The organism is Paenibacillus camelliae, assembly GCF_023715345.1.
GTDB lineage: Bacteria > Bacillota > Bacilli > Paenibacillales > Paenibacillaceae > Pristimantibacillus > Pristimantibacillus camelliae.
Map to the genome: position 1 here is coordinate 1,074,865 of NZ_JAMBNY010000001.1, position 21,355 is coordinate 1,096,219.

Annotated in this window: 18 protein-coding genes; all 18 read right to left on the reverse strand. The window is 43.1% G+C overall.

Annotated elements, in window-relative coordinates:
* Positions 1–106: 106 nt before the first annotated feature.
* Entirely contained in the window at positions 107–1,270 is a 1,164-nt protein-coding gene (locus tag M3180_RS04925) for a Gfo/Idh/MocA family protein (RefSeq protein ID WP_251666161.1), read from the reverse strand.
* Between the two features lie 223 nt (positions 1,271–1,493).
* Entirely contained in the window at positions 1,494–2,504 is a 1,011-nt protein-coding gene (locus tag M3180_RS04930) for a LacI family DNA-binding transcriptional regulator (protein ID WP_251666162.1), read from the reverse strand.
* A gap of 111 nt (positions 2,505–2,615) precedes the next feature.
* Positions 2,616–4,196 carry a peptide chain release factor 3 gene (locus M3180_RS04935; protein ID WP_251666163.1) on the reverse strand — a complete coding sequence of 527 codons (1,581 nt, stop codon included), beginning with the start codon at positions 4,194–4,196 and terminating at the stop codon, positions 2,616–2,618.
* 531 nt (positions 4,197–4,727) lie between these two features.
* Positions 4,728–6,281, reverse strand: coding sequence for a glucose-6-phosphate dehydrogenase (gene zwf, locus M3180_RS04940; protein ID WP_251666164.1), 1,554 nt, complete (start codon positions 6,279–6,281; stop codon positions 4,728–4,730).
* Positions 6,282–6,401: 120 nt separating this feature from the next.
* Complete coding sequence (locus M3180_RS04945; protein ID WP_251666165.1) at positions 6,402–7,262, reverse strand: YwmB family TATA-box binding protein; 861 nt, start codon at positions 7,260–7,262, stop codon at positions 6,402–6,404.
* A gap of 281 nt (positions 7,263–7,543) precedes the next feature.
* Positions 7,544–8,194 carry a response regulator gene (locus tag M3180_RS04950; RefSeq protein WP_251666166.1) on the reverse strand — a complete coding sequence of 217 codons (651 nt, stop codon included), beginning with the start codon at positions 8,192–8,194 and terminating at the stop codon, positions 7,544–7,546.
* Between the two features lie 17 nt (positions 8,195–8,211).
* Positions 8,212–9,219: a sensor histidine kinase gene (locus M3180_RS04955; protein WP_251666167.1), complete on the reverse strand. Its 1,008-nt coding sequence runs from the start codon at positions 9,217–9,219 to the stop codon at positions 8,212–8,214.
* 98 nt (positions 9,220–9,317) lie between these two features.
* Positions 9,318–10,058 carry a PspA/IM30 family protein gene (locus M3180_RS04960; protein WP_251666168.1) on the reverse strand — a complete coding sequence of 247 codons (741 nt, stop codon included), beginning with the start codon at positions 10,056–10,058 and terminating at the stop codon, positions 9,318–9,320.
* 4 nt (positions 10,059–10,062) lie between these two features.
* On the reverse strand, positions 10,063–10,575 hold the full coding sequence (locus M3180_RS04965; RefSeq protein ID WP_251666169.1) for a PspC domain-containing protein: 513 nt from the start codon (positions 10,573–10,575) through the stop codon (positions 10,063–10,065).
* Complete coding sequence (locus M3180_RS04970) at positions 10,563–11,246, reverse strand: PspA/IM30 family protein (RefSeq protein ID WP_251666170.1); 684 nt, start codon at positions 11,244–11,246, stop codon at positions 10,563–10,565. Before M3180_RS04970 ends, M3180_RS04965 begins: the two co-directional genes overlap by 13 nt.
* Positions 11,247–11,278: 32 nt before the next feature.
* Complete coding sequence (locus tag M3180_RS04975; protein ID WP_251666171.1) at positions 11,279–11,575, reverse strand: LiaF transmembrane domain-containing protein; 297 nt, start codon at positions 11,573–11,575, stop codon at positions 11,279–11,281.
* 299 nt (positions 11,576–11,874) lie between these two features.
* A complete protein-coding gene (locus tag M3180_RS04980; protein WP_251666172.1) occupies positions 11,875–13,425 on the reverse strand; it encodes an ABC transporter substrate-binding protein in 1,551 nt (516 codons plus the stop codon).
* 129 nt (positions 13,426–13,554) lie between these two features.
* A complete protein-coding gene (locus tag M3180_RS04985; protein WP_251666173.1) occupies positions 13,555–13,971 on the reverse strand; it encodes a YugN family protein in 417 nt (138 codons plus the stop codon).
* 193 nt (positions 13,972–14,164) lie between these two features.
* On the reverse strand, positions 14,165–15,730 hold the full coding sequence (locus M3180_RS04990) for an ABC transporter substrate-binding protein (RefSeq protein WP_251666174.1): 1,566 nt from the start codon (positions 15,728–15,730) through the stop codon (positions 14,165–14,167).
* A gap of 115 nt (positions 15,731–15,845) precedes the next feature.
* On the reverse strand, positions 15,846–16,781 hold the full coding sequence (locus tag M3180_RS04995) for a carbohydrate ABC transporter permease (protein ID WP_251666175.1): 936 nt from the start codon (positions 16,779–16,781) through the stop codon (positions 15,846–15,848).
* An 11-nt stretch (positions 16,782–16,792) separates the two neighbouring features.
* Positions 16,793–17,758, reverse strand: coding sequence for an ABC transporter permease (locus tag M3180_RS05000; protein WP_251666176.1), 966 nt, complete (start codon positions 17,756–17,758; stop codon positions 16,793–16,795).
* Between the two features lie 128 nt (positions 17,759–17,886).
* Positions 17,887–19,500 carry a helix-turn-helix domain-containing protein gene (locus M3180_RS05005; RefSeq protein WP_251666177.1) on the reverse strand — a complete coding sequence of 538 codons (1,614 nt, stop codon included), beginning with the start codon at positions 19,498–19,500 and terminating at the stop codon, positions 17,887–17,889.
* Positions 19,500–21,218, reverse strand: coding sequence for a sensor histidine kinase (locus tag M3180_RS05010; RefSeq protein WP_251666178.1), 1,719 nt, complete (start codon positions 21,216–21,218; stop codon positions 19,500–19,502). Before M3180_RS05010 ends, M3180_RS05005 begins: the two co-directional genes overlap by 1 nt.
* Between the last annotated feature and the right edge of the window lie 137 nt (positions 21,219–21,355).

Sequence of the window (21,355 nt, forward strand, 5' to 3'; positions counted from 1 at the left end):
TGTTGCTTGCAATAGTTAGAGCGTTATGTTTGGACACATATCGCTTTTATGTTCGTACACTATACCAGTAGCGTACGATTGAATATCGTTCGTTTCCATTCCGTCGTTACATCTCGCTAATTGATACCCAGCGACGCTCCTCGATCGAACGCTCTACCGCTTCAAGTACCTCTTGGCATTTTACACCGTCTACAAAGTTCGGAACCGGCTGACGATCGTTGCTAATGGCATCCATAAGCTCAACCATCTCATGTGTAAAAGTATGCTCATAGCCAATCGTATGACCTGCTGGCCACCACGCGTCCATATATGCATGAGCGGCATCTGTAGCAAGCACGCGACGGAAGCCTTGAACATCCTCTGCATCATCCGTAAAGTATACTTCCAGCTCATTCATACGCTCAAAATCAAAGCGTACACTGCCCTTGCTGCCGTTGATCTCAAAGCCGTTTGTGCAGCGGTGTCCACCAGCAAAGCGTGTCGCTTCAATGCTGCCTAACGCACCATTTTCAAATCGAGCCATAAGCAACGTAGCATCATCGACCGTTACCTCGCCCATCTCAGTAGAGGCTCCGCCGCTTTTTGCGCTAAGTCCAGTCATCTCAGCGGCAAGTGGACGCTGCTTAATGAACGTTTCACTCATACCGATTACCTCGGAGAACTCTCCAACTAGATAACGTGCCAAGTCGATCGTGTGCGCACCAAGATCACCCAGCGAGCCTGAGCCTGCAATTTCCTTTTGCAAGCGCCATACAAGCGGGAATTGTGGGTCCATGATCCAATCCTGTAGAAACTGTCCACGGAAATGATGGATTTTACCGATGCGACCTTCTTCGATTAGCTTTTTCGCTAGCTGAACGGCCGGTGCAAATCGATAGTTAAAGCCAACCATATGCTTAACACCCGCTGCTTCCGCAGCTTCTAGCATTTCTCTTGAATCTGCAAGAGTAAGAGCAAGTGGCTTCTCACAGAAAATATGCTTGCCTGCTTTTGCTGCTGCGATAGCAATTTCTTTATGTGCGTCACTTGGTGCATTAATATCAATAAGATCGATGTCATCACGCTGCAGTAGCTCACGCCAATCAGTTACAGCTTCTTCCCAGCCAAACTGCTTGCGAGCAACCTCAAGTGCTTCCTTATTACGGCCACAGATAGCCTTCATTTGTGGAACTGCACTATTAGGGAAAAACATTGGCAGTACACGATATGCATTGCTATGTGCCTTACCCATAAATTTATAACCGACCATACCAATTCGAACTTGAGTCATTATAATTCCACCTTTCTTTTATAGGAATTGAACTTCCTCTTACAAAGTGTGTTCAAAAGCTTGGATTTCAGGACCAAGAAGATGGCACGATACTAGAAAGCGAGGAGCGCAGCGTACGTTTTTGGTACGTGAGCACTGTAGCTTTCGGTAGCGAGACATATTCGATGCCGAATCCACTACAATGTCTAACATCGTCATCAAATTCGAGCTTTTGAACTTCCCCTTACAAGTTTGAGCTTTGTCGTACTACGAGCGACACAGGAACAATCACCTGCGTCTCCCCCATATGCTCCTCATCAAGCAGCATAGTTGCGGCTTTAACGCCCATCTCGTAGAAAGGAACCGCGACACTAGACAGCTTAGGGGTTACAATATTCGCACCATCGGAGTTATCATAGCCGATAATGGTATAATGCTTGCCAGCTTCAAGCTGGTGTGACGCTAAGCCCTCCATCGCGCCGATCGCCATTCGATCATTTGCTGCAAATATGCTGTCTATCGTGCCGTCCTTAATTCTCTCAGCAAGAACATCAGCAGCGGTAATCCCACTTTTACGACCGTAATTCCCTTCGAGTAGCCACTGATCATTCAGCTGTATATTATGTTCCTGAAGTGCCTTAATATAACCTTTATAACGATCTATACTATTAGAATATTGCTTAGGTCCGTTCAGTAATGCTACCTTTCTGCTTCCTTGATCAATTAAATGAGTAACCGCCAAATAACTACCGTATTCATGATCTCCATCAACAAATCGATAGGATTGCCCCGGAAATCGTTGATTAATGATAACGAACGGGAAGTCATTGTCAGTTAACTCCTGTAATGCTGCGCGCTCCTCCTCATTGTCAGTCGAACCAAGAATGATGCAGGAATCTATCTTTTTAGAGCGAAATAGTTTAGTATAATCTCTGTGCTGCGCAGGGTCCTGAAACACCATTAGCAAATTAACATTTGCATGTCGTGCGACCTCTGCAATCCCGCTTAATATTTCTGAAAAGTAATAGGTTGAGAATAAATGAACTTTAGGTACATGTGGAAGAACAACACCTAAATTTCCGCTTTTTTGACGAGCCAGCTGCTGAGCTAACGCATTTAATTCATAACCGAGCTGTGATGCGGCTTGCAGCACCTTTTCACGCGTTTCCTTTTTTATAGGCCCGACATTGTTCATCACACGCGATACGGTTGCCTCCGACACCCCTGCTAGCTTAGCAACGTCTTTTCTGCTCATTCATAAACCTCCTTTTCCGAATAAATTTGCGAAAATATGATAGTGTACACGCGTACATTATTTCATGTAATCGTTTACTTGTCAATTCAAAATCAATAAAAAAGATCGCTCCTATGGAGCGACCTCAAGAAATTTAGTGTTCGGATTTTTTTCCATTGCTGTTCGCATAGCATACTCGTTTTCGAATAGCGCAACGTAATTATCCTTCTTGTCTTGTACAAGCGTAGAATTAATACGGAACTTGCTTGGATCAATCTTCTCATCGACGATCCAACGAGCAAACTGATAGCTCATACGTTGAAGCATGACTTCAACTCCATATTCCGCTTGCATTCGGTATTGGAACACCTCAAATTGCAGCTGACCAACTACCCCTACATACGTATCACTAAAGCTACCTACAGAATAGAAAACTTGAATAGTACCTTCTTCTGTTAGCTGATCCAAGCCCTTTTGATATTGCTTTTGCTTCAGTGCATTTTTCACTGTAACCTTTGCAAATATCTCAGGAGAGAACGTTGGCAGCTCATTGTACACAATATCAGTGCCTTGACTTAAGGAGTCGCCAATTCGGAAAATACCTGGGTCAAACAAACCGATAATATCACCAGGATAAGCTAAGTCAACAATATCACGATCCTGAGCTAGAAACTGTTGAGGCTGAGAAAGCTTAATTGTCTTTCCATTGCGCACATGCTTAACCGCCATTCCACGTTCGAAACGACCAGAGCAAATACGTAAAAACGCAATACGATCACGATGCGCGGGATTCATATTAGCTTGAATCTTAAATACGTAACCACTAAACTTATCGCTTGTAGGATCAACAGGACCTTCCTCACTCACTTTAGCTCCAGGCTGTGGTGCGAGCTCTAAGAAGTTTTCTAGAAAGGTTTGCACACCAAAATTGTTAACCGCACTTCCGAAGAAGATCGGTGTTAGCTCACCATTACGTACTTTTTCATAATCGAATGGATCGCCTGCAACGTCAAGCAGCTCAAGATCAGAAATTAACTGATCAGTTAAATAATCTCCAGCCATGTCACGAATGATCGAGTCATTATAGTCTTCGACCTTTTTAACCTCGATCGTTTCATGATCTTTCCCCTGGAACAGCTCCACTTGGTTTTTCATACGATCATATACACCGCAAAGCTCACGACCTGAACCAATCGGCCAGTTCATTGGAACGGAGCGTATGCCTAGTACCTGCTCAAGCTCTTCCATTAGATCGAATGGACTTTTCCCTTCACGATCCAGCTTATTAATAAATGTAAAGATAGGGATTCCGCGTTGACGACAAACTTGGAAAAGCTTAATTGTTTGCGCCTCGACCCCTTTAGCTACGTCGATAAGCATGACTGCACTATCTGCTGCTGTCAATGTACGATACGTATCCTCAGAAAAGTCTTGGTGACCAGGTGTATCCAAGATGTTGACACGATGACCCTTATAATCAAACTGCATAACGGAGGAAGTAACCGAAATCCCACGTTGCTTTTCAATTTCCATCCAGTCTGATGTGGCATGACGATTTGCCTTACGGGCTTTAACGGAGCCTGCAAGACGGATAGCTCCTCCGAATAGGAGGAGCTTCTCTGTTAATGTCGTCTTACCTGCATCGGGATGGGCGATGATAGCAAATGTGCGTCGTTTCTCGACCTCTTTTTTAATTTCTTCGCTTAGACTCATACTTGCCTTCCCTTCATTACAGAAAGTTCTTAATTATTTTATGATTAGTGCTTTAACATCGTCATCAAAGTCGTGCTTTTTAGACTTCCCTTCCAATCGAGGTCTAAAAAGCTCGGCTTTCAGCGCTCCGCTCAAATATCTCCCTCGCTCGAACATTCTTTTGGAATGAGGGTCGCTGATGGAGACATTGAGCTCCGCTGGGGTTAGTACTAGAAAACAAGGAGCGCAGCGTACGCTCTTAGTACGTGAGCACCACAGTTTTCGCTAGCGTTCAATATTCGCCGTCGAATAACCTACAGCGCGTTACATCGTCATCAAAGTCGTGCTTTTTAGACTTCCCTTCCAATCGAGGTCTAAAAAGCTCGGCTTTCAGGACCAAGAAGATTGAACGCTAGTTAGAAAACAAGGAGCGCAGCGTACGTTCTTGGTACGTGAGCACCACAGTTTTCGCTAGCGTTCAATATTCGCCGTCGGATCAACCTCAAAGAAGATACATCGTCATCAAAGTCGTGCTTTTTAGACTACATCTAATTAGCGGCTGTTGGTGATCCAGATGACGTTATCCTCCTCCTGCCCATTCACCGGCCACCACTGGAAGCCATCTGCTTTGAGCAATGCTTCTGCAGATTCAGGTCCCCATGAGCCAGCAGGATAGAAGGCTAGATCAGAGCTTTCTTCACGCCATGCCTTCGCAATTCTGTCTACGAATGACCATGCCTGTGCGACTTCATCCCAACGAGTAAAGTATGTAGAGTCACCACGTGCAGCATCGTGAATTAAGCGTTCATAAGCTTCTGGCGTATTAATGCCGATTAGGCAGCTTTGACAAAACTCCATATTGACCGCTTGAATTTCTGTGTCGGAGCCAGGCTTTTTAGCATTTAATTTAATGTAAATACCCTCCATCGGGTTAACACGAATAACGAGTAGATTTGGAGCAAGATCATGACGAGTGCCGAATAGAATATTATCCGCAACCGGCTTGAATTCAATAACAACCTCCGTCGTTTTTACAGGGAGACGCTTGCCCGTACGAATATAGAACGGAACGCCAGCCCAACGGAAATTATCAACAAATACTTTAGCAGCAAAGTATGTTTCCGTAGTAGATGCAGCATCCACGGACTCTTCTTCACGATAGCCCGGAAGCTGCTTATCACCGAACTTCCCTGCTTCATATTGGCCACGAATGACGTTTTCACGTACTTCCTCGCTCGATTCGTAGTTACGTAGTGAACGAAGCACCTTAACCTTCTCATCACGAATATCTTCACCAATTAGTCGGCTTGGTGGTTCCATTGCGATCATCGCCAGCATTTGCAGCATATGGTTTTGCCCCATATCACGAAGAGCACCAGATTTATCATAATAGCCACCACGCTCTTCAACACCTACAGTTTCAGAAAGTGTAATTTGAACATTGGCAATATGCTTGTTGTTCCAAAGCGGCTCGAAGAAGGAGTTCGAGAAGCGCAATACTTGAATATTTTGTACCATCTCTTTTCCAAGATAATGGTCAATGCGGAAAATCTCTTCTTCTTTAAATACTTGATTTAGCTGCTCATTCAGCTCTTGAGCGGATGGAAGATCATAGCCGAATGGCTTTTCAATGACAAGGCGGTGCCACCCCTTAGATTCTAGCATGCCACCATCGCGCATATTAAATGATACTGGTCCAAATAAGGATGGAGCAAGTGCTAGATAGAACAGACGATTTCCTGGAATATTAAACTGCTGGTCCAGCTCGTCAGACAGCTTATTCAGCTCCTTAAAGCCTTCAACATCGTTAATATCCAAGGACATATAAACAAAATGCTCAGCAAATCGATTCCACATCGTCAAGTCGTCAGCCTTATAGCGGCAGAACTCTTGAATTGAATCATAGAGGTCAGAACGAAATTGCTCATTCGTACGAGCGCGTCGAGCAAGTCCCACGACCGCAAAATTTTCAGATAGCTTGCCTTCTTTATATAAACTGAACAATGCTGGGAACAATTTACGACGTGCTAAATCACCAGTTGCACCAAACAAATAATAAATTGCGCCTTCTGGTGCTACGGATTCCATTGAAGTTGTGTAGGTCATTTATCTCATTCTTTCTTTAAAATTTTTTATACATATTTACATGTAATGTAGTTTAGCATATTCATCCTGAATTCGCCATGAAGTTTCCATAAAAAATACTAATCGTCTTATTCAGTACAGCTAATTAATAGGAGGCTGCTCTTCAACGATTTCACCGAATTCTCCACTGATTAACGGTACGCCAATCGTGAGGGTGTAATCTCCATCAATAGAGCTTTTATGTAGAGAGGCTTGAATATTAACCATCTTCCCGTTGCTTAGCCAGCGAAATTGCTTGATTCTATTAGAGAAATAGGTAACACTCGTTGTCCCATGATCTCCATATTCCTCTAACGTTTGCGCAACAGCAAGACTTTTTAGATCACTTAACACTTGATTATGCTTAGCTTGCCCGAAAACCTTCATATTCATTTGTACATTTTGATCCTTCTCTTGCAGAAGACGATGCAGGTAACGCACTGACTTCTTTAGCTCGGCAGCCTTCTCGAGCTCACTGGCATCCAATTGTAGCATAACCGTTACTTTTTCAGCTATCTTATCTTGATCAGTACGAACTAGCTTAATAACACTACCTGGAAGCTGCCACTGCCCATCCATAGCATTGCCGTTTTCTCGTATATTGCGATGCAGCAGCTCTCCCTTTGGCGTTATAAACAGCTCTTTTGCAAGCCCTTCCATCGAACCATTTAATAAGGTAGCATCCCATCTAAATGACCATTGTCCAGTCATCGTTCCACCATCTATTAGCTCGTTGCTCCAATCCAGTAGCAATTCAAAATCTTGAATCGCTGCATCGTCTGCTTGACTACCTGATATCGATCGTTCCTGAATCCAAGCGGTGAGCATAAGAACAACAACAAGCAGCACACTTAGCATGAGCTTCCATGGCAATCTGCTTGACGTTCTTTTACTTTTTTGTTTGCGCTTCGGCTTTCTTTTCTTCTGACTTTGTTCATTATGAGGTGTCATCATATACATCATGTTAATGCCCCCTAATCACATATTTCACTTAACATATACGAGATTAAAAGGGCGCCTCCTGCTAGTTACAGGTCACTTTCGTACGACAAAGCCGAAGCAAATTCAGTCACGTTTTTTCGTTTCGACAGCCTCATTAACAATATGTCATTTGCTCAAAGGCTACACTCCAATGGTCAACGCTTCTCGACATCATCGGCTTAAATATCCACACAATAAAAGACGCTAGCTGCTAATCCTTTCTACTCTTAAGCAGCTGGCGTCTCGTTATCATCTATAAAATTCTACTCAGCAATACCGTGCTTATGAGCATAGATTGCTGCTTGTGTCCGATCTTCGACTTCTAATTTGTTAAATATGTTCGTTATATGGAACTTTACAGTTTTTACCCCGATAAATAATTCATCTGCGATCTCCTGATTCGACAAGCCTCTAGCTACACCCTTCAGAACATCCATCTCCCGATCCGTTAGCTGATCGTGCAATACAGATGCTGGCTCTACTTTAGGCTGACGCAAACGGTTCATCATTTTGGCTGCAACCTGAGCTTCAATAACGGACTGCCCACGAACAGCAGCGCGAATCGCATTAGCGATTTCTGTTGCTCGAGATGTTTTCAGCAAGTAACTAAATGCCCCCGCTTCAATTACTGGATAGAGCTTACTATCGTCAATAAAGCTTGTTAGCACGATAACTTTACACTCTGGGTGCACCTCAAGAACTTGACGCGTAGTCTCAACACCATCGATTGGCTCCATGACAAGGTCCATTAACACAACATCAGGCTTATAGCTTTCTGCAAAACGAATACCATCATGACCATTGCTCGCTTCACCTACAACCTCTATCCCATCCTCTGTATCTAGCACAGCTGCTAATCCTATACGAACCATCTCATGATCATCTACTAATAGTACCGTTATCGGTCTTTCCATTCCATTTCTCCTCTCAGTTAGCCATTGCTTCCTACCATTGGTGGTTCATACGGTATTGTCACATAGATCGCTGTACCTTCACCAACTTCAGATATTATGCGAAACTGTCCGCCTAATTCAATGACTCGTTCCTCCATCGTTAACAAGCCATACGAGCCTTGCTTTCTGCCCTTTAATTCAAATCCGATTCCATCATCCTGAATAACCATATTAATCTCTTCCTCAAGACGGTATAGCTTAATGAGCATATGATCTGCCTTCGCATGTCTAAGTGCGTTAGATAATGCCTCCTGAGCAATACGGAATAAGTGGTCTTCATTCTCTTCTCTCATCACAATTGTCGTATCGACATCCATCTCAATTTGCATCGGTATTTTTTGCTGCAGCTCGCTAACAAGCGTAGCCAGTGCAGAGCCTAAGCTTTTTCCATCCAAATGAGCAGGACGAAGATGCAGCAGCAATGCTCTCATCTCAGATTGCGCTACAGAGGCCATCTCTTCAATGAGCTGTACCTGACGCTGTGCCTTCTGCCAATCATGCTCGATCGTTCTGCCAACCGCAGTCGCAGTCATCGATATCGCAAACAGCTGCTGACTCACTGCATCGTGGAGCTCTCGTGCGAGACGCTGTCTTTCCTCGATCACAGCATTAAACCGAACCTGTTCCTTCCACACTCGCTCTTCCTCACTGTTCGACTCAGCATTAGCTTCATCCTCCTCATTCCCCGTGCCACCGATTGTAATGGGTGAGTATGTATTTCGCTGCTGCATAAGCTTCTGGAGGGAAGCCTTAAGTCTTGAATTGATTGTGTATTGATAAATAGCAGAAAACGCAAGCCCAATACCAACGGCGGTCAGCATGATGATGATCCAGCGACCTTGCAAGCGTAAAAACTCTAATATGCCGATGGCCTGTAAAATAATTATTAGAAAGCAGCCTATAATTAGCAGCCATAGCCCTGTCTCAAGCAGCTTTCTTTTTCTGAATAGCTTTTGCTCATTATCATTAGATTCATTGTTTTTCACAGCGCCAGCGCTCCTGTCCTATCGCTTTAGCTAATAACACAGGAAAGAGCAGACCGAGCATCGGTCCGCCTTCCCATTTGCTATTCAACGTGCTTCCATTACTCAGCGTTGTTTTCAGCTTTGTTTTCCGTGTTTTTTTCAGCGTTGCTTGGATTCAATCTATTTTTCAATGCTGCTAGCTGCTCATCAACCTTCACTTGACGCTCAAGGTCTGCAACCGTTACAGGTGCAGATGGCGCGGAGCCATTGCTTGTTGGCGCGTAGCTATATGGTGAGCGAACAACATCTGCTTCAGCTTCTAGCTGCATAATTTTTTCTTCCATACGTTGGAAGCCTCTTGCTGCTGTTCCGCCATCAATCGTATGGTTAGAGCTAATCGAAGACATTTGCTTCTGTGCTTTAGCAAGCTGAGCTCTTGTAGCAAGCTCATTGCGTTTGTTGCGAAGCTGGTAGAACTCATCCTTCATTGAATGTAATTGTAGCTTAAGCTCTTCAGCCTGTGCAACTGCATTCGCATGAAGCTCAGAATATTCGCTTGCTTTTTGATCGAAGTATAGTTTTTCTTCTAGTAGCTTACGTGCAAGCTCCTCATGATTGTTGCGAAGTGCAGCTTCTGCTTTTGACTCACGATCAAATGCATTGCGAAGGCTGTCGTCTAAGCGTTGCTTCATGCTGCGCTCACTAGCCATTTGCTTAGCAACCGTTACCTCAGCTGCATGAATCTCTGCCTCCATGTCACGCAGATACTGATTAAGCATAACAACTGGATCCTCTAATTTATCTAACCAATCATTCACTGAAGCCTTTGTCATATCCTTCATTCTTTTGAAAATACTCATCGTATTATTCTCCCTTCTCTAACTTGGAAATTTTTTCTTTTAGTTCTTCTATTTCACGGCGTAATGCTTTCTTTTCAAGATCATCCATCATTTGATCTGATGTACTTGTTGATTGAAACGGTGCTTGACCATGCGGTTGCGTATAGTTTGGTCCTGGTCCGCCTTGATTCCAATTTGGACGCTGTTGCTGCATTGGGTCTTGATAGCCTTGCGGGTTGCTGCCGTATGGAGTACCGCCATATGGATTGCCGCCATATGGATTGCCACCGTACGTGTTTCCACCGTAAGGACGCTGGTGATGCCCGAATGGTGTGTGCAAACTTGGTGTTTTAGGTACAACTGCGCTTACGATGAAATACAGTACAATGAATATCCCGCTTGATAAAATCGTAAGTACAACTAGCAGCACACGATACAATGTCGCATCAACATTCGTTAGCTCTCCCAATCCACCGCATAGTCCTGTGAACATTTTATTTTCTCTAGAGCGATATAACTGCTTTCTCACAGGGACCATCCTTCCTTATTTAACTTCTCCTTCAACTGCTGCAGTTCTAGATCAACTTCCTCGCTGCGGCGATTTGTTTGAAGTGAATTACCATATAAGCCATTGTTTTGTTGTCTAAGCTCACGCAAGCTTTGCGTCTCATATTCCATATCCTGAATGCGTGTTTCCATCTTACGCATCACTTCACCAGGCTGTTGGCCGTTGTTGAAGCTCATTCTTTGGTTTAAGCGCTGCTGCAGACGAATGGATTCCATACGGGCAACATAGTAAGCACGCTTATCGTAAACCATTTGATATTCGGTGCGCAGCTCTTTAAGCTGTGCCTCTAGCTCTAATAAAGAATTGTTGCTTTGCTCGTACAGCTCACGATAATTGTTAGCTGTCTCAACGTGCATCGTTTTTTCAGTGAGCAAGGAGCGTGCAATATTCTCTTCACCTGCTTTAAGTGCGATCATTGCTTGCTTTTCCTTTTGCTCAATGTTTTGCTCAGCTTGCAGCCATTGTGCCTTGAGCTGATTCGTATGCATCATGTATTGTTGCTGCAATCGCTCTGCTTGAATTATGTCATCGCGTGTAGACCATAGAAATTGGTCAATCAGCTTGACAGGATCTTCAGCCTTCTCTAGACGATCATTCAGCGTCGCCACTGATATGTCTCGGATGCGTCTAAAAATTCCCATCTTATAACCTCCTAAACTCTAATCTATTTGCATTAGTAATGGTGGCGCGATTTCTTTGTAATGAAGAAAATACCTGCTCCGATCAACGCGATTGAGAAGATCAGTGTCATGAAACCACCAAGTTTTCCTAGAAGCATTACAAATCCAATGACTAGAAATATGCTTCCGATTACCTTCTGACCGTTTTTCAATCCGATAAATCCGCATGCAATCAATATGATTGGAAGCAAGAAACTGAAGATCGCACCTAGATTTATACTTAGAAACTTCAGTGCTAGCAATCCTCCGATTAAGATACAGATCACACCGATCAATGATTTGCCATTCATTTTTTCGTATCACCTCGTTCATCCCTAATTTGTTTTTGCTGTTGTTGTTTGCGTTGTTTGCTTATGTACTTAGTATAGATGGATTCGGTAAGATGCAAAACGGACTAACGGCGGTTTTTGACCTAGACCATGGTCGAGGAAGCCTCTAGTTACATGGTCGGAGGTGGTCTAGGACCTGTGTTAAAGTCGCTATCAAGCAGCATGTAGTCATTAAGAGATATACGCCTCTGCACGTCACCTCTCATTGGTTTGTCAGGTCATTACTATTACATAGGTTCCAAGAGATCTGCTATTGCTGTTTACTCCGTGTGCAGCTCTCTTCCATTTTTAATAAGGAACGCATTAAACTGCTTTTGCTTTGCTTGAATGATTTTATCGATGCCTGCGATCTGAAGCTTCTTCATGTATTCGGGCAGAACGACCTCAGGATCAACGGAGCCAGATTCCAATGCGATCAAATACTGCTTATCTACATTAACAACTGCAGCTACCTCTGACTTTACCTCTTCCCCGTCAAATACGAAGCCTAGACCTGGAGAGATGACCGCCCCCTCACTAAAAGCTTTAAACTGCTCCCACTTCATTGGGTCCTCGCTATCCCATAAATAGTTAATGTATTGATTCCCAAGCATCCAATTCACCCCTGGACTATAGCGAGATGTCGCCTCTGTCATCGTTATAACGTTGTCAGACAGCTTTTCATAATGAATGCCTTCGATCCCGAAGTTCAGAAGATTGTTCAAATATATATCGGTGTGGAGTAGATTAATTAGCTGCATCGCTAATTCAGGATGTCGTGAGGTTGATGAGATGGCGAGCATGGAGCCAGTTGTTTCTGATGTCGCTAACGATTTTTGATTGATAGCAATTTGGCCAAGCTTTCCAGCTAAGCCTGTTTGTACACCTAATTCTTCAGCTTTGCCTGGCTTAATTGGGGATACAATAGAAAAGTATTCATTGGAGGCGAGCGCATCACTGACCATCATTTGCGTCGTGGCCGCGTCCATATTAATATAGCCTTTTAAATAGAAGGATCTTGCCAAGTATAAATTATCAATATAGCGTTGGATTTCATAGAGCGGCTTCACAACCGTTGAGGTATCGTCCTTCAATATATATCCTGGAATCGAAGTATCTCCGAGTGCATCATAGTTGTTCATATAATGAGAGTTTAAATTTTCACCATGCTTAACGAACAATGGTGTGATCTGAGGCATTTCTCTTTTAATGGCAGCATAAATCGGTTCTAAATCCATAATCGTTTGCACGGAGTTCATATTCAGCTTCAGCTGCTCGGCTATATCCTTGCGATACACAATTCCTCCCTGTGCTGCAAACTCCTTATTAGTAGGAATACCGTAATTGATCCCATCCAGCTGGGCACTCTGCAGGATAATTGGATCTAGCGATGCGATAATATCCTGCCCGTACTGCTCGAGCAAATCATTAAGTGGAATGAAGGCTCCCTTGGACACATTGACTGAATGACGACTCCATTGTGACGTAAAGATTACATCGAATTCCTCACGTGATGCAATCATAATATTTTGCCGATTATCCCAAGAGCCCCAATCTAGAACAATGATATCCAGCTTTGCATTTAACTTTTCCATCAAATACTGACTCGCTTCCCGCTCCACAAGCTGTTCATCAAGCTGTGGTGTGCCGATATAGACAAGCTTTAAGGTGTAGGCATCCTTGAGATCTCGTTGTGCACCGTCGTCTAAAACGCTTTCATAACGCTCGACTACAATCTGGGAAGGCTCACGATTCGTGCACGCAGCACTTAAGAAGATCAGCAACAATACGCTAACCCAACATAAGAAACGTTGTATCGTTCGTACCATCATCGACATCACCCCACATTTCCAGAAATAAACATAATACAATTATTTTATCTAAATCACCGTCATATTTAAAGGTAGAAAAAGGGCTCTCAACAAATAATCGCCTGAGCTGCTACAGCTCAGGCGATGATATTAACCAAAAAACGTTGCCAAGCGTTCTACTGATGTTTTTCCTGCATGGCGCCATTTGTCTACATTTTCAATTTTATCATCAGGATCTAGTGGTGGCTGGAACTGGCTTAAGCCAATAACCTCCATAACACTAAAATCAGAATCCGGGTCAATGCCTGTATGCATGACGTGCTTTAGCAGAAATGGTTCACCAAACTCAAAAAATGCATCGTCCCGATCAAGCTGGCCTTGCAGCACATAAATAGGTATGCGCAAATAAATCGTTACGCCCTCATGCTGACTCAATATGTTATCGAAAAAAGCCTTATGATACTCCCAATTTCCATTAATAACAAAACCTAAGCTTTCAAAATCCTCTCTCACCTCTCCATAGAACGCTCTTTTTCCTTCAATAAAAGTAGATGGAATTGACAGCATGCTTACGCCTCCTTCGTAGTGATCTACTCCTATTGTGACTATTCATACCGCCTACTATACCTATATGCTAGCAATAGCTTGATTTACATCACGAAAATAAGAGCAGCCCGGCATATCGTACCGAACTGCTCTCTCTCTCACAACAACATGAGCTATTTGCTCTATGAATCAATGAGCTTCCAGCTTTTTCTCCTTATTGACCTGCAAGGAATGCATCAAATTGAGTTTGCTTTTCCGCAATGACGGTATCTAGTCCAGCCGCTTTTAGTGCCGCAATATACTCATCAAGCACATCATCCACATTTACAACACCACGATCAATGGCCACTTGATACTGCTTAATGACGTTGGCTAGAGCACCGACCTCATTTTTAACTGGTTCACTGTCGAATACGAAGCCAAGTGCTGGAGACTTAATGGCACCTGTATTAAACTCCTTGAATTTCTCCCACTTTTCTGGATCCTCGGTATCCCATAAATAGTTCAAGAACTGGTTACCGAACATCCAAGCATGACCTGGACTGTAATCCCCAGTACGATCAGTTTTCGACATGATCTCACCATTCAGTGTATAGTGAACATCTTTAATACCAAAATTAATCAAATTGTTTACTTCTTTATCTGTATGCAGCAAATTAATAAACATCATGGCACGCTCTGGATCCTGTGAAGTTGAAGAAATCCCAAGCATCGAGCCGGCTGTCTCAGAGGTAGCGATCGTTTTATTCGTAAGCTCGATCTGTCCTAGCTTGCCACTAAGTCCAGCTGCTGCCGCAACCTCTTCGTCCTTACCCGGCTTTAATGATTCAATCGCAGAGAAAACAATTCCTGCCTTCCAAGCATCAGCAGAAGATACTTGGCTTGTTGCCGCATCGGCATTGATATAGCCCTTCTTGAAGAACTCATGAGTGAGACGCGTTGTCTCTAGCCAGCGATCTGTCGTTTCAATCGGTACAACAGTTGTATCGTTGCCATCCTTGAAGATTGCACCTGGAATCGTTGCATCTCCTAGGAAGTCATAGTTGCCGAAGAAGTGAGAGTTAAATGTATTGTCCGTCGAGGAAATATATAGCGGTGTAAGCTCTGGATGTGCTTCCTTCACTTTAGCATAAACAGCATCAAGATCTTCAATCGTCTTAATCTCTGTCATATCAATGCCCAGCTCATCCGTAATGTCCTTACGGTACACGACTCCTCCGGAAGCTGCTAGCTCCTTCGTAGTAGGAACGCCGTAGTTTTTACCGTTAATCTTTGCACCCTCTAGGAATGCTGGGTCCTGAGAATCAAGCACACCTTGACCGTATTGTTCGATTAGATCATTCAGCTCAAGGAACGCACCCTTCCCAACATTCATCGCGTGACCATTCCATTGAGCGGTGAAGATGATATCAACCTCTTCACGAGAAGCAATCATGAGGTTAACCTTTTCATCCCAGCTGCCCCAATCAATCGGCATTAGGTCGATTGTCGCATTAATTCTTTCAGTAAGCAGCTTATTAAGCTCCTCTTCAATTAACGCTTCGTCTTTTTGTGGTGGACCAGGGTATACGATGGATAGCTTATATGGCTTAAGCTCGGAATCTGTCACTACCTCCGTATTGTTATTTTGCTTACTTTCTGTGTTTGTTGAAGTTTGCTCTTTATTATTGCTCGTATTTTCGCCGGTGTTCTTTGTGTTGTTTCCGCCACAAGCTGTGACAATGAGTGCTATTGTAAGGATGATTGCAGCTACATAGGAAGCACGCTTGTTTTTTCTCATTTGTACTGACCTCCCAATAAATTTTAATATGCTAACCAGCAATAAGCTGGATATAGCCACCTACCTAATCTAAAGCATCTTTTCACTTTCACAGTCATCATGAATCGTTATTCCATTAACCCTTTACTGCGCCTACCGTGAGACCTTTAACAAAATACTTTTGAAAGAAAGGATAAGCAAATACGATAGGACCAATTCCGACGATAACCATTGCCATCCGAACACTTTCACTCGGGAATTTAAACTCTCCCCCTGCTGCCCTTATCGCTGCGGCAGCTGTGCTGTTATTGGCCAAATATTGAATGTTCAGCATCGTTTTGTACATTAAATACTGAATTGAAATATTAGCTTCCTTCGTAATGAACACAAGGCTGAGGAACCAATCGTTCCAATACGTTAAGGTTTGGAATAAGGCGACCGTGGCAAGCACAGGCAGAGATAGCGGCAATACAATTTTGAAGAAGATCGTGAGCTCGCCTGCTCCATCCATATTGGCAGATTCCAAAATCGCTTGTGGAATCGTTGTCTGAAAAAATGTGCGTGTTATTAAAACAAAGAATGCTGCAACGAGCAGCGGTACAATAAGCGCCAGCATCGTATTCTTCAGATCAAGCAGCTGAACGTACACTAAATACCAAGGCACCAAGCCACCGTTAAACAGCATCGTAAAAAACACGAAGAAGGTAAAAAATTTAGCATGCGGAAAATCTCTGCGTGAGATCGGATAGGCATATAGGGCTATAATAATCATGCTGGTGATCGTGCCGATTAACGTGACTGCAATTGAGATTCCGTACGCTCTAACGATTGCTGTTGCATCCTTGAATAAAAATTGGTAGGCATCTAGACTGAATTCGCTTGGCCAGAAGCTATAGCCGCTCCTTACAATCGCAGTTTCATCTGAGATGGAGACCATAATAACGAGAATAAGTGGGATGATACACAGCAATGAGTAAATGGTAAACATCGTATGAATTCCGAAGGTAGCCAGCTTAGGCAGTCGATTTTTCGGATTAGATATATGAATAGCCTTCTCGGTTTCTGCACTCATCGGTCCACCTCCTAAAATAATGCGTTGTCGCTATCGATCCTTCGAACAATCCAGTTCGACAGAAATACAAGCGTAAAGCCTACAACGGACTGTATTAACCCGGCAGCTGAGGATAAGCCTATATCTCCAACTGTAATAAAGGTTCGATAAACATACGTATCAATAACGTTCGTCACTGGGAACAGGACACCCGATTCTCTTGGAACCTGGAAGAACAATCCGAAGTCTGCGTTAAATATTCGACCGATCTGCAACAAGGTCATAATGGTAATAATCGGGGTCAGCAGTGGGATCGTTATCGTGAAAATTTGCTTGAACTTGCTTGCCCCATCAATCGTAGCGGCTTCATAGTACTCTTCATCGATGCCAATAATGGCAGCCATATAGATGACCGTATAGTAACCCATACTTTTCCATGTATTGACCATTGATAAGATATAAGGCCATACTTCCTTCGTAAAGTACCAATTTACCGGATCGATATTGAGCATGGGCAGCAGCGTCTTATTGAAAAATCCGTTTGTGTCGCTTAAAAATGCGTAGGTCAGATAGCTAATGACGATCATCGATAGAAAATAAGGTAAAAACATAACCGTTTGATGCATCTTCGCTAGAAAACGATTCTTGATCTCATTGAGCATAATGGCGAAGGCAAGTGGGAAGATCAAATTCAGAATAATGAAGCCACTGTTGTACAGCAACGTATTGCGCGTAATAACCCAAGAATCTGAGGTCATAAACAAATACTTAAAGTTAGAAAACCCGCTCCATGGACTACCCAATATCCCATCGGTGTAATTAATATTTTTGAAGGCGATGATGATCCCAAACATGGGGATGTAGTTGTTAAGTAGCAGTACGAGTAATGCGGGGAGCATCATCAGGTAAAACATCCAATACTTTTTCACCGTCCGAATAAACTTAGCTTTCCTTCTCGGCGGCTGTTCCAGATCCACATGTACAGCTTGTGTACTCATAACCCCACCCTTTCCTTCTTTTCTCTAGCTGCTATAGCCAAATTGTATAAAAAAAAGACACCGAAAACTGTCGGTGTCGTGACCTGATTAACGCTATAATGACTATTTACTCGATTCGTAAGCAGAGGTTATACCTTTCCGTACATCTTCCGATATTCTTGCGGCGTAAGCCCTGTCGTCTTTTTGAACAGCTTTGAGAAGTGTGAGAAGTTCGCGTAACCAACGAGATAGGCGATATCACTAACTTTAAGATTACTGCTCTCAAGCTGCTCCTTCGCTTTATTCATTCTTAGCTTTACCATATAATCCGTTAACGACAAACCGGTCTCTCTGCGAAACAATCGCGATAAATAAGCAGGATTGAGATAAACCTGTGCAGCTAGCTTTTCTCTGCTGAATTCTTCATCCAAATGCGCAAGCATATACTGCCTTACCTTGTCTACTACACTTGATACCTGCTTACCTTCCGCATCGATATAGCTGCTAATTTGCTGGCAGATCATCGAGGTCCAGCTCTTTAATCGAACTAATGACTTCAAATTTCCTTCCTTCAAATCCCAGCTCTGCTCCTGCATCACATCAGTACTGTTAATGCCCTTCGACTGCAGCCATTGCAATATTGCATTCATAAATCCGAAGTAAAACGCTGCTAGCTCGTGATAGCCCACCTTCGCTTGCAGAAGCTTATCGAAGTACACATCAATTTGATAGTTAAGCTGTGTCATTTTCCCCGTTTCGAGCATGACCAGCCAATCTGGAAAGTGAACCATCGCTGCAATTGCGCTTTCTGTGCGCTGACTAAGTGATTGTTCCAGCTGAACTGTACAAGACTCTGCAACATTTTGCCGCTCGATCTGAAGCAGTGCACGAATGCCTTCACGTATGGAGGCTAGTGGGATGTCCTTTCCAATATAGCAGGAAAGATAGCAATGTAAATATTCTCTGCAATGCTCGATAAATGACTGTCCGAGCTGCTCAATATCTCTGCTAGCAAGCTGCTGGGGCTCATAAATAATCAAGTAAAGGATGCCGTGACCATCCTGAATACAGTGACCCTTGGTTTCTGTATTTTTGAGAAAGAATTCCTCTGCTACATTTTTTATTGCATACGTCATAATCTCCTCATCACGAGCAGACCATTCTTCCTTCCATTGCTCGATACTGATTTGTATAAGCATAATATGACTATCAGATTGCAGCGGAAGATTGTAGTTTTTCAACGCTGAATCAAGGTATGCACTAGCTAAAGATTGGCGGTAATGAATGAGATCCTGCCAGAATCGCTCGATAAGCAATGGACGTTCGAGCTGCCACTGCTGATAGAATTGATTATACGTTGCTCGTATGGAATCGAAGGACGCAATCTCTGCGGCCTTCTCACATGCTTCCTGCAGCGCCAGCTGCAATTGCCGGTGATCGATAGGCTTGAGCAAATAATTAAAGCTCGACAGCTGTACCGCCTGCTGTGCGTATTTGAAATCAGCGTGCCCCGTCAAAAACAATGTAACACAATGTGGGAATTGCTCATTAATCCACTCTAACAGCTCCAATCCGTTCTGGTTAGGCATATCGATGTCGGATAGGACAACATGCACCTTCTTCGCTCGCATGATGTCCTGTGCTTCATCTGCATCCATTGCTGTATAGATGTTTTCGTATGGCAGCTCCTCCCACTTAATTCCTTTTACAATACCGCGAATCGCTATCTCCTCATCATCGACGATTAACAAATTAAAGCCCATTATGATCCCTCCTCTTGGATAGGAAAAGTAATATCAACAACTGCGCCACCCGTTTCAGCATGATTGGAAAAGGCAATGCTCGCTCGTGCGCCATATAGAAGCTCAAGCCGCTCGATCACATTGCCGATGCCTAGACTTCTGCGCTGCTCATCCACAATTGGCTCTCGTCTTTGCAGCTTTTCTAGCACCTCTGCTGTAAAGCCCGTTCCATTATCAGCAATCGTAATCGTGAAAGTCGTTGCCGTCGCTTGTTTTGCAGTGACCAGAATCCGGAACATTTGCTTACGATTCTTAAAGCCGTGAACGATCGCATTTTCGATAAAGGGCTGAATCGTTAATGCTGTAATGCGATAATCAAGATAGGGCTCGACATCGAGCATGTTCATCTCTAGTCGATTAGGAAAGCGGAGCTGCTGAATGACGATATAATTTTCGATGTGCTTTAGCTCTTCTCGTAATGTAATCATCTCTTGATTCGAGGTCATAATGAACCGAAAATAGTCCGCAAGATGAAGCGACATTTTCTTTACTGACTCCATCTCCTCAAGCACTGCAAAGTTATAAATAATATTTAAGGAGTTCATATAAAAATGAGGATTAATCTGAGATTGCAGCTGCTTTAGCTCACCCTGCTTTACACGCAGCTGCTCTTCATACACATCAATTTTTAAGTTTTTCACCTGTTCAGCCATATCATTAAACGTATTGGCTAGAAAATCAAATTCAACGGTTTTATTGTGCTTCAAGCGCACACCGAGATTACCGAGCGATATTTTCTTCATCCCAAGCATCAGCTCGTGAAGAGGCTTGAACAGCATGCGCTGCATAAACAATACATACAGCCCTAATACGACTAAGAAAAAAATTGGTGCAACGAGCGTTGCATTGCGGAAAAACAGCAGCTCCTTCATTATTGTCTTTTCTGGAATCGCTAGTCGATAAGCAACATTGGTCACATCACTGAATTGATCCATAATGACAAATTCACGCTCATTACTCTCAATAATTGAGGATGTAGAATCCTGCTCTAGTCCTTCTAGTCCCGTTAAGGCTGCTGTCAGCCCATTCTCTTCCGTTAAATAAATATCACTATAGCCAATTTCTCCATCGTTCCATTGAATGAGCAGCAGCTCATGAATTGCCTTAATCGTTACGATTGCTCCAAAGTAAATGCTATCGTTAATCTTTATGTAGTTGATAAGAAAGTACTTACCATCAATTCGCTCACTTTCTCCAATGTACCAGTTCGTTTTTCCGTATAGCAGCATCTCATCTTGTCTGTCCTTATTAGCAAGCATATGTGCATTGATCAGCTTATGCGTTTCACCGTATAAGCTTTCTATTCCGAATATGATGTCATTAGGCTGGAATAAAAAAACTGAATTAAGCAGGTTATATACACCAACGTCACGATTAAGCTTTGCATCAATGCGTACCTTGGTCAGCGTATATTCATTGCTGTTCACAGGATACGACGAGAGTAAGCCGATATCTGGATCTAGAACAGCCATCTTGTACAAATAATCATCGATCTGCATTAAGTAGTGATCGATTTGACCTGAAAAAATGCTTAAAGTGTTGCTATAGGTTTCCGAAACCTTTGTTTTAACAAGCTCACGCGAAATGCTATTGTTGAACAGCATATAAGCAATAATTGGGATCATCACAAGCACAAAGCCTATCATTAACCGGTATTTGACAGATTGGCGAAAGCGCATTCAAAATCCCTCATTTCTATATCTACTGAATCAAATAAATTAGGGTTTTAAGATACTCTGCTAGCATATATTACAGCATTTTCATCTTTACTATATGGCGATGGTGTTTGAATTGCAAGAACTAATAGGACGCTATG

Bases quoted from the DNA above. Each gene is read 5' to 3' on its own strand.
- M3180_RS04925 (WP_251666161.1), bottom strand. From the start codon at position 1,270: ATGACTCAAGTTCGAATTGGTATGGTCGGTTATAAATTTATGGGTAAG.
- M3180_RS04930 (WP_251666162.1), bottom strand. From the start codon at position 2,504: ATGAGCAGAAAAGACGTTGCTAAGCTAGCAGGGGTGTCGGAGGCAACC.
- M3180_RS04935 (WP_251666163.1), bottom strand. From the start codon at position 4,196: ATGAGTCTAAGCGAAGAAATTAAAAAAGAGGTCGAGAAACGACGCACA.
- zwf (WP_251666164.1), bottom strand. From the start codon at position 6,281: ATGACCTACACAACTTCAATGGAATCCGTAGCACCAGAAGGCGCAATT.
- M3180_RS04945 (WP_251666165.1), bottom strand. From the start codon at position 7,262: ATGATGTATATGATGACACCTCATAATGAACAAAGTCAGAAGAAAAGA.
- M3180_RS04950 (WP_251666166.1), bottom strand. From the start codon at position 8,194: ATGGAAAGACCGATAACGGTACTATTAGTAGATGATCATGAGATGGTT.
- M3180_RS04960 (WP_251666168.1), bottom strand. From the start codon at position 10,058: ATGAGTATTTTCAAAAGAATGAAGGATATGACAAAGGCTTCAGTGAAT.
- M3180_RS04965 (WP_251666169.1), bottom strand. From the start codon at position 10,575: ATGGTCCCTGTGAGAAAGCAGTTATATCGCTCTAGAGAAAATAAAATG.
- M3180_RS04970 (WP_251666170.1), bottom strand. From the start codon at position 11,246: ATGGGAATTTTTAGACGCATCCGAGACATATCAGTGGCGACGCTGAAT.
- M3180_RS04975 (WP_251666171.1), bottom strand. From the start codon at position 11,575: ATGAATGGCAAATCATTGATCGGTGTGATCTGTATCTTAATCGGAGGA.
- M3180_RS04980 (WP_251666172.1), bottom strand. From the start codon at position 13,425: ATGATGGTACGAACGATACAACGTTTCTTATGTTGGGTTAGCGTATTG.
- M3180_RS04985 (WP_251666173.1), bottom strand. From the start codon at position 13,971: ATGCTGTCAATTCCATCTACTTTTATTGAAGGAAAAAGAGCGTTCTAT.
- M3180_RS04990 (WP_251666174.1), bottom strand. From the start codon at position 15,730: ATGAGAAAAAACAAGCGTGCTTCCTATGTAGCTGCAATCATCCTTACA.
- M3180_RS04995 (WP_251666175.1), bottom strand. From the start codon at position 16,781: ATGAGTGCAGAAACCGAGAAGGCTATTCATATATCTAATCCGAAAAAT.
- M3180_RS05000 (WP_251666176.1), bottom strand. From the start codon at position 17,758: ATGAGTACACAAGCTGTACATGTGGATCTGGAACAGCCGCCGAGAAGG.
- M3180_RS05005 (WP_251666177.1), bottom strand. From the start codon at position 19,500: ATGGGCTTTAATTTGTTAATCGTCGATGATGAGGAGATAGCGATTCGC.
- M3180_RS05010 (WP_251666178.1), bottom strand. From the start codon at position 21,218: ATGCGCTTTCGCCAATCTGTCAAATACCGGTTAATGATAGGCTTTGTG.